General features: G+C 36.2%; 14 protein-coding genes. 12 read left to right on the forward strand and 2 right to left on the reverse strand.

The window, feature by feature from the left end; translation table 11 throughout:
- Nucleotides 1-9 precede the first annotated feature (9 nt).
- Genes filD through filF form a run of 3 tightly spaced genes read left to right on the forward strand, consistent with a single transcriptional unit; the run spans nucleotide 10 to nucleotide 4,923 of the window.
- On the forward strand, nucleotides 10-1,674 hold the full coding sequence (gene filD / locus ACG94X_RS04965; RefSeq protein WP_419382637.1) for a putative pilus system OmpP1/FadL family transporter FilD: 1,665 nt from the start codon (nucleotides 10-12) through the stop codon (nucleotides 1,672-1,674).
- On the forward strand, nucleotides 1,674-2,966 hold the full coding sequence (gene filE / locus ACG94X_RS04970; RefSeq protein ID WP_419382638.1) for a putative pilus assembly protein FilE: 1,293 nt from the start codon (nucleotides 1,674-1,676) through the stop codon (nucleotides 2,964-2,966). The genes filD and filE overlap by 1 nt, the downstream gene beginning before the upstream one ends.
- A 10-nt stretch (nucleotides 2,967-2,976) precedes the next feature.
- Nucleotides 2,977-4,923, forward strand: a complete 1,947-nt coding sequence (gene filF, locus ACG94X_RS04975) for a putative pilus system protein FilF (RefSeq protein ID WP_419382639.1) — start codon at nucleotides 2,977-2,979, stop codon at nucleotides 4,921-4,923.
- Nucleotides 4,924-5,011: 88 nt separating this feature from the next.
- On the opposite strand, the gene ACG94X_RS04980 is transcribed toward filF, so the two are convergent.
- Nucleotides 5,012-5,560 carry an NUDIX hydrolase gene (locus ACG94X_RS04980; RefSeq protein WP_419382799.1) on the reverse strand — a complete coding sequence of 183 codons (549 nt, stop codon included), beginning with the start codon at nucleotides 5,558-5,560 and terminating at the stop codon, nucleotides 5,012-5,014.
- A 124-nt stretch (nucleotides 5,561-5,684) separates the two neighbouring features.
- On the opposite strand from ACG94X_RS04980, the gene ACG94X_RS04985 reads away from it, so the two are divergent.
- The 9 genes from ACG94X_RS04985 (at nucleotide 5,685) to ACG94X_RS05025 (ending at nucleotide 14,420) form a co-directional block, all read left to right on the forward strand.
- Complete coding sequence (locus ACG94X_RS04985) at nucleotides 5,685-6,302, forward strand: CoA pyrophosphatase (protein WP_419382640.1); 618 nt, start codon at nucleotides 5,685-5,687, stop codon at nucleotides 6,300-6,302.
- A gap of 80 nt (nucleotides 6,303-6,382) precedes the next feature.
- Nucleotides 6,383-6,913, forward strand: coding sequence for a gamma carbonic anhydrase family protein (locus tag ACG94X_RS04990; protein WP_419382641.1), 531 nt, complete (start codon nucleotides 6,383-6,385; stop codon nucleotides 6,911-6,913).
- A 184-nt stretch (nucleotides 6,914-7,097) separates the two neighbouring features.
- Complete coding sequence (gene tsaB / locus ACG94X_RS04995; RefSeq protein ID WP_419382642.1) at nucleotides 7,098-7,763, forward strand: tRNA (adenosine(37)-N6)-threonylcarbamoyltransferase complex dimerization subunit type 1 TsaB; 666 nt, start codon at nucleotides 7,098-7,100, stop codon at nucleotides 7,761-7,763.
- Between the two features lie 32 nt (nucleotides 7,764-7,795).
- Nucleotides 7,796-8,620 (forward strand): undecaprenyl-diphosphate phosphatase, encoded by an 825-nt coding sequence (locus ACG94X_RS05000; protein ID WP_419382643.1) that lies wholly within the window; start codon nucleotides 7,796-7,798, stop codon nucleotides 8,618-8,620.
- Entirely contained in the window at nucleotides 8,614-9,432 is an 819-nt protein-coding gene (locus tag ACG94X_RS05005; RefSeq protein ID WP_419382644.1) for a class I SAM-dependent methyltransferase, read from the forward strand. Before ACG94X_RS05000 ends, ACG94X_RS05005 begins: the two co-directional genes overlap by 7 nt.
- A 121-nt stretch (nucleotides 9,433-9,553) precedes the next feature.
- Nucleotides 9,554-10,987: a C13 family peptidase gene (locus tag ACG94X_RS05010; protein ID WP_419382645.1), complete on the forward strand. Its 1,434-nt coding sequence runs from the start codon at nucleotides 9,554-9,556 to the stop codon at nucleotides 10,985-10,987.
- A 40-nt stretch (nucleotides 10,988-11,027) separates the two neighbouring features.
- Nucleotides 11,028-11,864 carry an S-formylglutathione hydrolase gene (fghA, locus tag ACG94X_RS05015; RefSeq protein ID WP_419382646.1) on the forward strand — a complete coding sequence of 279 codons (837 nt, stop codon included), beginning with the start codon at nucleotides 11,028-11,030 and terminating at the stop codon, nucleotides 11,862-11,864.
- 301 nt (nucleotides 11,865-12,165) lie between these two features.
- Nucleotides 12,166-13,278 (forward strand): YjgN family protein, encoded by a 1,113-nt coding sequence (locus ACG94X_RS05020; protein WP_419382647.1) that lies wholly within the window; start codon nucleotides 12,166-12,168, stop codon nucleotides 13,276-13,278.
- A gap of 20 nt (nucleotides 13,279-13,298) precedes the next feature.
- Complete coding sequence (locus ACG94X_RS05025; RefSeq protein ID WP_419382648.1) at nucleotides 13,299-14,420, forward strand: M48 family metallopeptidase; 1,122 nt, start codon at nucleotides 13,299-13,301, stop codon at nucleotides 14,418-14,420.
- 110 nt (nucleotides 14,421-14,530) lie between these two features.
- Here the strand turns inward: ACG94X_RS05025 and ACG94X_RS05030 are convergent, their stop codons facing one another.
- On the reverse strand, nucleotides 14,531-14,809 hold the full coding sequence (locus tag ACG94X_RS05030; RefSeq protein WP_419382649.1) for a DUF2218 domain-containing protein: 279 nt from the start codon (nucleotides 14,807-14,809) through the stop codon (nucleotides 14,531-14,533).
- Between the last annotated feature and the right edge of the window lie 395 nt (nucleotides 14,810-15,204).

A 15,204-nucleotide genomic window follows, 5' to 3' on the forward strand; every position in this document is an offset into this window, starting at 1 on the left:
GAGTGGAGTATGAAAAACATACGATTGCGCCCATTAGTTGCTGCAATTTTCTTAACTGGGTGTTCAACGCAAGTATTTGCACATTTAGGTTTAAACTTATCTGTTGATATTCGTTCTTTAGCTATGGGTAATGCGGTTACAGCAGATCCTCCAGGGATCAGTGCGATTCATTTTAACCCAGCAGGTCTGACTAAACTCAAAGGTTTACAAACAGATGTACAAGGGATTGTTGCAAACTTTGGCATACAAAAAGAGTTTTCAGCTCCAGTCGGTTATAACGTCTTTGGATATTCAGATGATCCTTTAATTTGTAATGATACCGCTGATAATCCATCTAATCTGTGTACAGATTATAAAGATTCAGTGACTGGTGATGTCGAGTATGCAAGCTTATACATTCCTTTTCTTAAAAAAGTTGTAGATTTAGGTCCTGGCTGGCCTGTATTAGCGCCAACGGGTGGTGTTTCTTATAACCCGCCAGGATCAAAATTGACTTATGCAACAGCTGCTTATGCACCAATGGTTGCAGGATTTGGTGCGGAAGATGGTAATCCTGGTAACTTTATGGGGCAACAGGTCGCTATTGAGCGTATTACCTACTTGTCTCCATCTATTGCCTATCAAGTCAGCGATGAGCTTTCTATCGGCGCGTCCGTCGGGATGTCATACAATGCGATGGCATTGAAAACAGATTTGAGATTTCCGAATGAAATGATAGGTGTTTTACGAATGATTGATGAGTCCGTATGTGGACCGTTTCGTAATAACTCGAATGCAATTACTGATTTGATTTTATTTGGTATTTGTAATGCAGATGAGGGGATGAATCCATTTGGTACATTCGGTAAAATGGATGTCACGTTGGAGCAAAGTTTAAGTCCAAGTTATAACTTAGGTCTAATGTGGGAACCTACAGAAGAATTTGGCTTTGGTATGGTTTATCAAAGTTCTGCCAAAATGCGCATGAAAGGTAAATACTTTATTGATAATGCTAATGCGCCTCGCGAATTAATTAAAGGTTTGAACTCATCTGCAACAGGGCAAATTTTAGCTGCAATTTTAGGCTTTCCAGGCTATATCCCGCCGACAGAATCAGGTTTGATTTCAATGGATTTAGAATATCCAGCCCATTTTCAAACAGGAATAAAATATAAAATTTTACCCGATCTACAAGTCAACTTTGACGTCGGTTGGACAGATTTTAAAGCATGGGAAAAATTCAAATTTGAGTTTGATCGTCAAATTTCAGCACTTAAAATTGCGAAATTATTGTCAAATAATGTAACCGATCAATCACTGGCTTTACCGATGGGTTTTAAATCACCATGGAGCTGGGGAATTGGTTTTGAATATTCAGCAAATGATCGTTTAAAACTACGTGCAGGCTATGAGCCACGTGCGAGTGCAATTCCTGATGATAAACGTAATACTTTAGTACCTATTAATAATGCACAATTGTTTGGTTTAGGTCTAGGTTATCGTTTTGATGAAGATACTGATATTGATTTATCTGCGGGTTATTTACGTAGTAAAGATAATATTCCTGCTAATACCAGTAGCTTATCTAACCAAACTGGTGTAGGGAATTTATTGCTTAATCCATATGCTGGATTAAATGTGAAAACTAAAACAGATGTGGTTATTTTAGGTATTAACTATAGAACGAGATGGTAATGCGTTTGAAAAAGAGCAGTATAAAAATTTTAAATCCAATATGGCTAGCCTTAGGTCTGAGTCTAGTCATAACAACACCTTGTGCGGCAAATTTTTATACAATCATTGGCCCAGATGGTCATCCAATGATTGTACAAAAGCCAGAAGAAAAAACCAAAAAAACAGAAATTAAGCCATTAAAAAATGTAGTTGATGTACAAGAAACTGAAAAAATTCAAAATGAGGTTGAGAAAAAAGTATCACCTGATATTACCCAGAAAATGATAAGTACTTTAGAAACTAAACCACGTGAAGCAAAAATTGAGCCTCGTGTAAAAGTAGAGGCTCAGGCTGTCGATAATTTTAAAAACAGTGATTTGGCTCAGAACAGCACACAAGCCCCTAAAGTTGAAAAAAAGGGAATAAAAAGTTTAGAGGCAAAGAGTTCAACGATACCGTCATCACTTGATTCAAAAGTAGTTCAAGCTCAGCAATTAAAACCAGCCATAGCCGTCATTAAAACGACTGAAAAGCCAAGTCAAAATACTATAAATATTCCTTTATCTGCACAAAATGCAACTGCTCTGAAAGAAGATGATTTACTAAAGGATTTTGACAACAAAAATTTTGCTGTAATTGATGGTGAAAAATATGTCAATAATGAGTATTTGGAAGATCAGGAATTTAATCTTGAAGGTAAGAAACGTTTTTATATGACGCCTGAATTTGGCGCAGTACATGGGCGTTATGAAACAATTGAACGTAAGAAAGGATTAAGCGCAAGTTTATTGAATCGTATACGCGGTAATGGTGATGATGTAGAGAAAAAAGCAATAGTGTTAGCACCGACTTATTCTCGTTTAGCACAAAAAGATGTCGTTCAAAATCTAGAGCAAAGTTGTTTTGTTGGTAAAAAGGTTTTAAAAGCCAAAGATTTATCAATGAAAAATCAGGAAGTTGGCGTTTGGCCAGTTGCTCCAATTAAAGAAAAATTTGCTTATGAAGTCATCAAGTTAGATAGCCAAGTGCAGAATGTTTTATTTACATCTTATGCATCATCATCTAGTGCTCCTACATATTATTGGCCGTTGGTTGTTTTTCTAGATCATAAAGGTTGTGTATTAGAAGGTGTAAGTGGTTTTAAAAATGAAGATATGCAAGCCAATAATATAGAGTTTGCTGCTATGGAAGGTGTTTTGAGAAAACCTGATAATGCGGCTTATATGTTTTTAACCCCTTTATCCTCAGCAGTTGATGTTGAAAATAAACAATTAACAAATCATGGACAAATTAAGCTGAGTGTTATTCAGTAAGGAAGAAAAGATGAAAAATAGATTTTTAGCCCCTTTTGTTTTAACAGGCTTAACTTTGGCTCTTATTGGTTGTGGTGCTGAAAGTACAACGGTAAATGAGAATCCTTATAAAGGTGTGACAACATATACAAATGGATGTGATGCAGATTCCACTGAGAAATGTTTAGGTTTTTATGTGGATTATCCAATAGAAGGTTTAAACTTTGATTGTAGTGGTGATAAAAATAATCATTATTCGACAAAAATTGAAGGTGGTTTAGCAACAGGCGGCTGTTTAATTGGTGATAAAGCTTCATTTTTTATTCAAGGTGTAGAGTCAGCACGTAAAATAACGCTAGGTAATGTTGACCTTGCTAAAATTAGACCTTTAAAAATAAAAGGGCAACCTGCTGCAATTGGTTTAATTGATATTGCCACGGCAATGACGGGTAAAGCACCATTAAGTATGACGATGAGTGATGACACTTTTAAAGTCACGGTTGGATTAGTTCGTGTTTTACAAGCTGTTGCATTGAAACAAGAAGTTAACGAACTTGGTGATGTTCAACCTGTGGAGTTGACTGAAGACTTTAAAAATAAGTTGAAAACTCTGACTGCTGATGTTGGCCCAGAAGATTTTATAAATGGTAGCTATGTTGAAAAGTTAAAGCCATGGTTAGATGTTACTGTCGTTGATGAAGATACAGCAAAAGAAACGGCACAACGTTTAATTCAACAATCTTTAGTGAATGTTTATTCAACTAACTTCCTTATTTTTAGCGCAACAAATGTTGATATTCAAGGTTTTACCGGTAAGAGTGAGTTGGGCACAAAGAATGAATCTATTGCAAATATGTATTTGGTGACAGATCGCCAAGGCTACACCACAGGTTATGCAATGCAATGGGTTGGCATACCGCAGAAAGTGGAAGGAAGTACCATTGCGGATTCACTGTTAAAATTCTTATTGTTAAATCAAGTGCAACCGCAAAAATTAAATGTGACTGCTCAACAAGGTTGGATTAGCCCGCTCACACGTAAAGTGAGTAGCCCATTAGTTTTTAAATCTAATGATAATGCAACGGACAATCTTGAAATTTATCAGGGTGATTTGGTTAATAATACCAATATTGCCGGCACAGAATATATGTACAAACGTGCAACAGGTTCTGATACTGCGCCAACAGATCCTACGGTTTATGGTAAATGGCGTCAGACGCTTAATAACGATAAACTTTCAGGGAGTATTGATGTTTATAAAACTAATCCTGCGAACTATTTAGATAAAAAAGTATTTTTAACACCAAAGACTGTAAAAACAGGTGAAAAATATTATTTCCCACTATATGCGAATTTAACATTTACATTTGATAATCCAGAAGTGATTCCTAATAAGCAAACGCTTGGCATTGTGATTGATGAAAATGGTGATATTCGTACCAATATGACGTCTGCAACAGATTTATCTGGATCACGTTGTGATAGCGAGAATTTTCAGAAAACGACTTACCGTTATAACAACTCCGATGTACAACAATATCGTGTTGGTACGACTGGAACAGCGTATATTAATGGTAATGTTGAAAAATCAATCACGATGCGTATGATTTTAGCGAACCCTATATTTGGATCGTTAGATGGTGTCTTACTCGGATTAAATGAAACTTTAGTCATTGCGCCAACAGATGGTTCGAGTGTTTCGTCTAGCAATTCCGTTGCCTCTGGTGGTATTCGCTTAAATCTTCAAAGATTAATTAACGAGCAAAATACCAGTAGTGGTGTCAATATTACCAGTTGGAAAGGAAATGAAACAATTCCAGCAACATGGGTGAATTTACAAGCGGTTTACCAAACTGTTTTTAATAGTGTAGAAGCAAATAAAGCTAAATTGACTGAAGAGCAAAAAACACTAGCTAAACGTGTTTCTGGTACTATTTCAGTCAGTTTGCCAAGTTGCTATACAGTAAAAACAAAGTAAAAAGTTATTTCCATCAAAAAAGCCTAATCATTATGATTGGGCTTTTTTAATATCGCCATTTTAAAATTAAGTCATATGGATTGAATGCTTAACCGGTTTGATCTAAACGTGTGCCTAATGTTTCCAAATGCATTGGAAATATATTGTTTTTACGGTCTTCAAAATAATGTCTTAACGTTCGCTCAACACTTGGGAAAGCTAAATCATCCCAAGGGATTTCATGTTCTTCAAATAAACGACTTTCAATGGTTTCTTCACCTGCGCCGAAAATCCCATCTTTAATTTCTGTTTTGAATAAAACGTAAATTTGACCAATACGAGGAATATTGTACATACAATAAAGCTGTTCAATTTCAACTTCAACTTCAGCTTCTTCCCGCGTTTCTCTGGCAGCACCTTGTTCCATTGTTTCAAACAATTCCATATAACCAGCAGGAAGTGTCCACAAACCATAACGAGGTTCAATAGCACGTCGGCACAGCAAGACTTTATTTTCCCAAATTGCCAATGAACCACAAATTACTTTTGGATTAACATAATGTATGGTTCTGCATTCAGTACACACGTTACGGATTTTTTGATCACCCAAAGGAATTTTTTCTATTGTTGTATGACCACAGGCAGTACAAAAACTCATAAGCTTCATTGAAATTGTGAGATAACTCAGCATAACTGAAAAATTCCACTTTCGCATCATTTATAGCTTTCAGCACAAAATTTCATATATGATGGGTTGAGAACAAAAATATTGAGCGTGTTTAATGATAGATGATGAATTAACCCAAGTGTTGCAACATCGGTTACGTTTTTCAAAAAGAACGAACCCTGCCAATGCCGCAGTGTTAATTGCCATCACACAGGAAGCAGACCCTAAAATATTACTCACACGCCGTTCGGTCTATTTAAATAATCATGCAGGAGAAGTTTCTTTTCCCGGTGGAAAGCGTGATCCAAATGATACCAGTAACATTGTCGTGGCATTAAGAGAAGCTTGGGAAGAAACGGCGCTGAATCCTTTTGATGTCAAGTTGATTGGTGATTTACCCATGGAACGGGCTAAAAGCGGAATGACAGTGAAACCTATTGTCGGACTGATCCAACCTGATATACAGCTTATTGCCCAACCATCTGAAATTGATCGTATATTTTATGCACCTATTCAAAAAATGATGGAATCACAACCTATTCCATATGAAGTACGTTTAGCGCATCAATCGGTTTATTTTCCAAGTTTAAGAATTGAAAATGAGGTAATTTGGGGGTTGACGGCACGTATTCTCATTTCACTGTTTAAATATGGTTTGGATTATCAAAAAAGTTGGCCATTTTTGCTGAATTCTCCTACATTTAAATCACAAATTTTTAATAAAAAATATTAAGGATTGGCTGATACTTCATCAATACAGCAGTCTTAAATATAGACAAATGATCAACGAACCCAATTCAAGGACGATTGAATATGATGTACAAATTTAAAGGTTATGCCCCTAAAGCATTATTAGAGCCATTTGATGGATGGATTGCGGATAATGCAACAGTCATTGGGCAAGTTGAGCTTGGGCAGCAAGTCAGTGTATGGTTTGGTGCGGTCATTCGTGCAGATAATAGTAAAATTCGAATTGGTCATTTTAGTAATGTGCAAGAAAATGCGGTTTTGCATACCGATGCCGGAGTTGAGCTTACAGTGGGGGATTATGTCACGATTGGACATCAGGCCATGTTACATGGTTGTACGATTGGAGATAACAGTTTAATTGGTATTAATGCTGTAGTTTTAAATAATGCGGTAATTGGAAAAAATTGCATCATTGGTGCAAATAGTTTAATTCCAGAAGGTAAAGTGATCCCAGATAATTCTTTGGTTGTTGGTTCACCAGGGAAAGTGATTCGTACACTGGATGAAAATACAGAAAATATATTGAAAATAAGTGCATTACATTACGCTTCACATTTTAAAAATTTTATTCATTTAGAAGTATTTGAGTTCTAAAAATAGTTCTTAAAAGATTCTTAAATCATCAAAGCTTTACTTAAAACCAAGAATTGATTCTTGGTTTTATTTTGAGTTCTTCTGAATGATTTTATTTAAAGCGTTTGGCTGATCTCTAAGTCCTCGCACTCTTGAAATGAGTGGAGTATCATAGTCAGCATTTTTAATACAGTTAAGGTTGTGCATGAAATTGCTGGCATTGGAAACTGCCAATGAGCAGTGTTCCGTTTCAATTGTTGATGAAACAAAAACGCTATATTTTCAACTTGATGAACGAGCAAAGGCACAGACTCAAACCATTTTACCAATGATTGAGCAAGGCTTCGAACAAACGCAAATTAAAAATGAACAATTGACTGCAATTGCATTTAGTCGTGGACCTGGTTCTTTTAGTGGTGTGCGGATTAATGCAGCTGTTACCCAAGCATTGTCATGGGTTCATGATATTCCTGTGATTCCTATTTCAACTTTACAAGCATTAGCTCAGGCTGCATTTAGATTGCAGCAATTGACTACTGTCACTGCTGTTTTAGATGCACGTATGCAAGAAGTTTATATTGCAAGTTTTAAACTTGACCAAAATAACATCATGCAAGCTGTGGATGAAGAAAAACTACTCAATTATCAGCATGCGACTGAATACCAAAAATTTACTTTAATTGGTTCTGGTTCAGCTTTGGTTAAGGCAGATGCTGTAGATTTCAAGCACATTTCTGCAACAGCCGACGATATTGCAACGATTGCTCGTCAAAAAGCGATTGAAAAACAATGGCTAAGTGCAGAACAAGCATTGCCTGTATATTTGCGTGAAAATGCATGGAAAAAAATTCCAGAACAAGGCAAACCATAACTGTTTGTAGATTTTAATTTTTAGGATTAAGCATGGATCTTTTACTGCTATTAAAAGCAGCCATCATGGGTATTGTGGAAGGTATTACAGAATTTTTACCGATCTCCAGTACAGGGCACTTAATTCTTGCTGCTGAATTAATGAATTTCTGGACCAAAGAGAAAAGTGATTTATTTGTTGTCGCGATTCAAATGGGGGCAATTTTTGCCGTCATTTATGAATATTGGACAAAACTCTGGGGTGCTGCATCAGGTCTGATTTCAGGTGAGCCGAAGGGTCGTCATTTGGGAATCAGCTTAATTATTGCATCTATTCCGATTATGCTTATTGGTCTAACCTTTGGCGAAACCGTAAAAACATTATTATTTAATGACATATCTGTTGCAATTGGTTTGATCGTGGGTGGTCTTATTATTTGGTGGGTAGAGAAACATCCACCTAAAGTGAATGCTGTAGAAGTTGAAAATATTTCGTTAAAAGAAGCTGTTTATATTGGTTTAATTCAAGTATTGGCTTTAATTCCCGGAACTTCGCGTTCAGGTGCAACCATTATTGGTGGCATGATGTTAGGTGTATCCCGTAAAGCAGCGACTGAATTTTCCTTCTTTTTGGGGATTCCGGTTATTGTGGGCGCAGGTCTTTTAGACTTATTTAAAAATTACCATATTTATCAAACGACACAAGATTGGACAGTATTCTTTGTTGGGTTAATTGTTTCATTCGTTTCAGCATTGATTTTGATTCGTGTATTAGTTGCCTATGTTTCTAAACGTGATTTTATGGTCTTTGCTTGGTATCGTATTGTTTCAGGTTTATTGATTTTACTATTTGCATTAACAGGTTGGAAATTATGGTAAGCGAAATTCGCTTATTTACTGAATCTACATTTTTAGAGGAAGCACGGAATTATCAAACTGTGCTTTCTTTGCGTGGTGTGGCTGTAAACATTGAAATAATTGAAAAACTCAATGCACGATTTTTAAGATTCAATCCTGAGATTGCATTGTGCGTAGATGATCAAGGCTTACATTTATCTGCCAATGGTATGAAAATGCAGCCTGATTGGAAAGCTGAGATTCCACGTTTAAAGCGTGCCAGTATCAAATCTGAAATGATCGCACGTGCTTGTAACTTAGCTGAAAAACCGAGTTTGATTGATGCGACAGCAGGACTGGGGCATGATACGTTACTGATGGCACATCTTGGTGCACATGTGAGTTTAATTGAGCGACATCCTATACTTTTCACATTATTAGAAGACTCGAAGAATCAAGCAAGCAATGATCCATTTCTCAATAATATCGTGAGCCGTATTGATTTAATTTTTGCCGATTCAGAACAATATTTAAGCCAATGTGTGGCTGAAAATCACACTGTAGATGTGGTGTATTTAGACCCAATGTTTCCACAACGAGATCAAAATCAAAACACTATAAAAAAACAAGCGCAAGTAAAAAAGCAAATGCAATTGTTACATATGCTTTTACCCGAAGATGGTGAAATGGATTTAGGAGATTATCTTTTAGTCTTAGCTCAACAAATAGCCAAGCGAGTTGTGGTAAAACGTCCTAGATTGGCTGTGTTTTTAAATGAACAAGAGCCGAATCATCAATGGCAAGGTGACGCTTGTCGCTTCGATGCCTATTTTAGCACCAAGATTATTGAGTAATTTGGTAACTGTATCAATAATAGTCGAATTATTGATATATAGTTAAATCAAGCATTGATAAAATTTTAGCCGAGCATAAACTAGATATGCTGATTTAAGCCACCGCCTTAACAGAATCTTTATGATAGATCTTAAACCTTCAATTAACTTCTGGCATGATTTAAAAAGTAACCAACGTGCAGGAATTTGGTTATTTTTAGGATCTAGAAAGTCTTTACAAATTGTTAGACCAGCAATTCTTCAGCTGATTTTTTGGGGGCTGTTGGGTGGCTGTGCCAATACTTTATTCAGTTGGCTTGTTGCAGGTGATGGTGGGGTTTTTAATCGACAAGGTCTAGTCAGTTATGCCTTGTGGCCATTTATTGCACTCATTGTCGGTATTTTTCTTTCACAACGTACCAATAATCCACGTTTGATGATGGTGCCAGCATTATTATGGTTAGTACTTGATACCCATATCATGCTGTTCCAGTGCTTATTACAATATTTGGGTAATCAAGATCTTTTACCCAATATCTTCTACGATTTTATTCCAATCTTATTTGTCACACTGTTTATTTGGCAAAGCTTAGCTGTAGTTTGGGTCATTTCACGTGAATTACAATGGCCTTGGTGGGAACGTGCTTTGATCATGTTTACCACGATTGCGACATTATTCACGTGGCAAGTATCCATTAAAGAACAACCGATTTGGAAGGTTGAAGAAGTACCAGCAAGCTTAAGCGAAACTGCATTTTATAGCCAAAGCCATTTACTCAATAAAGCTTTAGAACAAATTCAATTTGGTGAATTTGCACAAACCCATTGGTACTTTCTAGGTGTCGCAGGGGCAAGTTATCAAGATGTTTTTAAGTTTGAAATAGATCGGATTAAAGAACAATTTGATACTCGTTTTGGAACATTTGGACGTTCCATTGAATTAGTGAATAATCCGAGTAGTATCAATGAAATCCCGATCGCGTCTAAGACCAGTGTTGATCTTGCTTTACGCAAAATTGGTCAGCAGATGAACCGTGAAAGTGACGTGCTGTTTTTATATATGACGTCACATGGTTTACCGAATCGTTTTGAAATGGAAAATGAACCGATTGATTTGGATGATGTCAATCCAAAATGGTTGCGAGATACGCTTGATAAATCTGGAATTCGTTGGAAAGTCATTGTCATTTCTGCTTGTTATTCAGGTAGTTTTGTTTCTGCATTACAGTCTCCAGATACTTTAATTATCACTGCTTCGGCAGCAGATCGTGCGTCATTTGGCTGTTCAAATGAAGCAGATTACACCTATTTTGGACGTGCATTCTTTGATCAAGCTATGCGTGAGCAACATTCACTTAAAGGCGCATTTCAACAAGCGTCTGAAACTGTTGCAAAATGGGAAAGCGCACAAGGTTTTGATCCATCTGAACCACAATGGGTAATTGGCAAAAATATGGAATTGATGTTGCCTCAATTGGAACAGCATTTATTTCCACAGCAGAGTATTGTTGCAACTGGACAATCTCAAAATACTAAATTGGATACACAGCTAGTCTTAACTGGAAAGCCACAGTGAGCTGTGGATTGAAAGCATCGAAACAAAAGGAAATATTGGTATGCAACAACTCAGTAACACGATTTGTTTTGATGGTGAACAAAGAATTTATCAAATTCAGTCACATTATTTAAAAACGCCTACTAAGTTTGCTGCTTTTATTCCCCCTCAAGCATTGAAAGGGCAGAATTGTCCAGCGCTGTTCTATTTAGCAGGTCTTACTTGTACCGAAGAAACATTTATTATTAAAGCGCATGCGCAACGTCTCGCTGCTCAATTGGGTTTGATTCTTATCGCACCCGATACTTCACCACGTGGAGAGAATGTCGCACAAGGCGATTCGTGGGATTTAGGACAAGGTGCTGGCTTTTATTTAAATGCTACACAAATGCCGTGGGCTGAACACTTTCAAATGGAAAGTTTTTTAATTGATGAGCTTTATCCATTGGTGGTTGAAAACTTACCCATCCAAGTTCATTCCGTTGGAATAATGGGCCATAGTATGGGCGGTCATGGTGCTTTAACTTTGGCTTGGAAGTATCCAGAAAAATTCAAATCTGTTTCTGCATTTGCACCAATTTGCGCTCCAAGTGAATGTCCGTGGGGCGAAAAAGCATTTTCGAATTATTTGGGAAATGATCAGAAGGAATGGGCGAAACATGATGCAACTCAATTGGTTTTAGCAAAAGGTGCTTTATTTAATGAAGTATTGATTGATCAAGGAAATAAAGATCAATTTTATAGCCAATTGAATCCTGAGAAATATCAACATGCATGTCATAGCGTTGGGCAAAAAATCACTTTAAGATTTCATGAAGGTTATGATCATGGCTATTACTTCATCCAAAGTTTTATGGATGATCATTTACAATTTCATGTTTTGCAATTACAAAAATAATGCTGTTTAAAATATTTGTAAGTATCGTCATTTAAGCAATATTATTAAAAAGTAATGTTGTTTAAATGATCAAAATTTCAGTTTGAAATATTGATCATTTTTATTTTCCGCTGTTCATATGTCGCTGTATTGAGTGGTTAGACCACAAAACCTAAGTGTTTGTATGTAAATAGAACAACGCTATCTTTTCTATAAAAAGCAGAATAATATTAATACAAATGGCAGATTTAAATCATCGCCAATTATATTGTTTACCTTTTTAAATTTTTGATGAGCACGGCACGATAAAATAGAGAAAATAATGCAACAACAACTACCTACATCAATTGTACTAGAAAAAGTTGAGATGGAAGCTCAACCTATTCCACCCAAAATGCAAATTGATGATTTGCCTGATTATTTGGGAAAAGTATTCCACTTTAAGTTTCATGGTCAAGCCATGGAGTATTTTGGTATTTGGATAGTTAATATCGTATTGACCATTGCGACACTGAGCCTATATGCACCGTGGGCTAAAGTTCGTCGTTTACGCTATTTCTATAATAATACTGAATTTTTTGATCGTTTCTTTGATTTTACAGGTTTGCCTACTCGAATTTTAATGGGGAGATTAATTGCACTCAGTATTTGGGGCTTTTTTGCAGTTGCTGGTTATTTGGAAATGAGCGTTGCTGCATTTGGTGGTGTCGTTATCTATTTGGCATTACCATGGTTATTACGTGCAACGCTCCGTTTTAGGTCTAGAAACAGCAAATTTGGCAATAGCCGATTCTATTTTGATGGGAAAACATCAGAAGCATATAAATTATTTTTTCTTGGGTTAGTAATCACTTTTTTCTCATGGGGAATATTTTTTCCAGTCGTGATCTGGTTCTATAAACGCTATGTGATTGACCATTTATATGTAGGGCAATTGAAGTTTAAGTTAAATAATTCATGGACGGATTATATGACGGCTACTTTGATGCCTATCGTGATTTATATCGCAATTATATTCGTTTGTAGTATGTTCTTGGTTATTGGCATTGCGTCACAAACCCGCATGTTACTCACTTCTTCAGGTTATTTATTTGGTGCTGCATTATTATTTGGAATTGTGTTCATTATACCTCTAATTCACGCACGTATTTTTATCACCACGTGGAATAGTACGACACTCGGTTATAGCCAATTTAAAACAGATTGTGACCAATGGCGTTATGCATGGATCGTCGCAAGTAATTGGTTTGTTAAAATTCTTTCCGTTGGATTGATGACGGCATGGGCTGAAATCCGTTTGTATCGTTATCAGGTCGAGTCTTTAAGTATAAGGTTACTCGATGATCCAAATAAAATGCGTAATATACGACAGTCTGATCCAAATGCGATTGCTGAAGAAATCAGTGATATTTTTGATCTTGATATTTCATTATAAAAAAGGGAGTTAGACCTCGTATGCAATCTGTTCCCGTAATTTTTTATGATGGATTAATTTCAAAGCCGCACCAAGCGGAAATGTCGCCTATCGATCCGCATTCGGTTCTGATCCAATTTCATGATTCAGCGTTAAGAAAATACAGTTTCCATACAGATCAAATGACTTTGATTGGTGCATTAGGTAAAAGAAATCCCGTAATTGAGTTGGATAATGATGCTCGCATTGAGTTTTTAACTGAGGAAGTACCAGATTGGTTAAATTTAGAATCAAAATCACTGAGTAAAAAAATTTGGATTCTAGAAAAATCACCGAGTTTAATTATTTTTAGCGTTATTTTTGTGGTTGCTTTGGCATTTTCAATTGTGAAATGGGGCGTTCCCTATGCTGCCAAAATTGTGGCAATGCAATTGCCCAGCGATACTTTGTATAAAATAGGTGATCAAGCCGAAACCTATGTACTTGAACAATGGACAAAACCAAGTCACTTGCCGAAAGGGCAACAAGAACAAATTAGAGCACAATATTTAGAAAAAATTGCAGATGGTCGTCCTGCAAAATTAATTTTTCGTGAAGGTGGAGAGCTCAGTGCTAATGCTGTCGCATTGCCCAATAATACGATTATTGTGACAGATGAGTTGATCGAACTTGCACATAGTGATCAAGAAATTTTAGGTGTACTTGCACATGAGCAAGGACATTTAGTTCAAAGACATAGCTTACAACAAGGTTTGTCTAGTTTGGGGTTGAGTGTGCTTTATATTGCGATCACTGGAGATAGTACCGACTTAATGACCACATTGCCTTTGGCTGTTGTTGGGGCAGGTTATTCACGTAAATTTGAAAAAGAAGCAGATTTATATGCTTTAAATTTGATGGATCGTAAAGGTATAGAAGTTGCTCATTTTGCCAATTTTTTGCAACGCTTAAATGATGATGCACAAGCGCATGAAAACCAAGATAAGGCTGAATCGAAACCTGCTTCAGAATCAACGGGAACTAAGCAAGTGCCTAAAAAGGATCGAAATGACAAGCATGTGGCTTTAGATATATTGGATGCTTTGGCGTCACATCCTGCAACGGAGGAACGCATTCAGATGGTGCGTGATTTTGAGCAAAAGCAAAAACAGCCTAAGCATTAAATTTCACGTTGTGATATTTAAAAATTAAATCAGGCTGAGTTTAATGGGCGCTATTATTGAGAATATCTGTTCATGAGTATCGGCTCACGAATATTGGTTGAATAGTACGATCAAGCCTGATGAGTCCATGCTACTTGGTATTCTTGTTGCGCCATTCGATTGATATGTTCAATCACCACTTGCTCTAATGAGGTGTAATCACTGCGCTGAGTGTCTATTTCAATATTTAGTTTATGAATGAATGGCGTTAGAGTCACCGTTGCATCGGTCATAAAAATACTCGATTTATTCTCTGTTTCTTCAACCTCAAATTTATGTTGCCAATGATTGACTAATCGCTTAGTAATACGTTTTGATTCATCGGTTAAAATGAAGGTTGAACTTTTCATCTGTTATTTTTCCATATTGGTATTGATTAGAATTTTTGCATAAATCATTCGAAGCAGTTTATTTTACACTGCTTCAATTCCAGTCTGTTTCAATGTTATTATGCTTAAAATTTTATAAATTTATGCAAAGTTTTGTTGAACAAATTGATGATTTTGTATATTAGATGTGATCTATACATTCAATGATGGTTTCGCAATATTGAATAGACTTATTTTGTTATTGTTGAAAATTTCTTTATTTTATAGCTAGAAGAAGTGTGAGAGGAATATACAAAAGAAATAAAAAAGTCTAAGCAAAGAAGTCCATTTTTGAGTAATCCAAACTGACAAAGATGAATTAACATCATCGAAAAATGTATTCCGATTGAAAAGTCGAAAGCGTTCAGGTCTGCTAT

This window comes from Acinetobacter psychrotolerans (assembly GCF_048552595.1).
Classification (GTDB): domain Bacteria; phylum Pseudomonadota; class Gammaproteobacteria; order Pseudomonadales; family Moraxellaceae; genus Acinetobacter.

Excerpts from the sequence above, each read along its gene's own strand:
- filD (WP_419382637.1), top strand. The coding sequence starts at position 10 with ATGAAAAACATACGATTGCGCCCATTAGTTGCTGCAATTTTCTTAACT.
- filE (WP_419382638.1), top strand. The coding sequence starts at position 1,674 with ATGCGTTTGAAAAAGAGCAGTATAAAAATTTTAAATCCAATATGGCTA.
- filF (WP_419382639.1), top strand. The coding sequence starts at position 2,977 with ATGAAAAATAGATTTTTAGCCCCTTTTGTTTTAACAGGCTTAACTTTG.
- ACG94X_RS04980 (WP_419382799.1), bottom strand. The coding sequence starts at position 5,560 with ATGAGTTTTTGTACTGCCTGTGGTCATACAACAATAGAAAAAATTCCT.
- ACG94X_RS04985 (WP_419382640.1), top strand. The coding sequence starts at position 5,685 with ATGATAGATGATGAATTAACCCAAGTGTTGCAACATCGGTTACGTTTT.
- ACG94X_RS04990 (WP_419382641.1), top strand. The coding sequence starts at position 6,383 with ATGATGTACAAATTTAAAGGTTATGCCCCTAAAGCATTATTAGAGCCA.
- tsaB (WP_419382642.1), top strand. The coding sequence starts at position 7,098 with ATGAAATTGCTGGCATTGGAAACTGCCAATGAGCAGTGTTCCGTTTCA.
- ACG94X_RS05000 (WP_419382643.1), top strand. The coding sequence starts at position 7,796 with ATGGATCTTTTACTGCTATTAAAAGCAGCCATCATGGGTATTGTGGAA.
- ACG94X_RS05005 (WP_419382644.1), top strand. The coding sequence starts at position 8,614 with ATGGTAAGCGAAATTCGCTTATTTACTGAATCTACATTTTTAGAGGAA.
- ACG94X_RS05010 (WP_419382645.1), top strand. The coding sequence starts at position 9,554 with ATGATAGATCTTAAACCTTCAATTAACTTCTGGCATGATTTAAAAAGT.
- fghA (WP_419382646.1), top strand. The coding sequence starts at position 11,028 with ATGCAACAACTCAGTAACACGATTTGTTTTGATGGTGAACAAAGAATT.
- ACG94X_RS05020 (WP_419382647.1), top strand. The coding sequence starts at position 12,166 with ATGCAACAACAACTACCTACATCAATTGTACTAGAAAAAGTTGAGATG.
- ACG94X_RS05025 (WP_419382648.1), top strand. The coding sequence starts at position 13,299 with ATGCAATCTGTTCCCGTAATTTTTTATGATGGATTAATTTCAAAGCCG.
- ACG94X_RS05030 (WP_419382649.1), bottom strand. The coding sequence starts at position 14,809 with ATGAAAAGTTCAACCTTCATTTTAACCGATGAATCAAAACGTATTACT.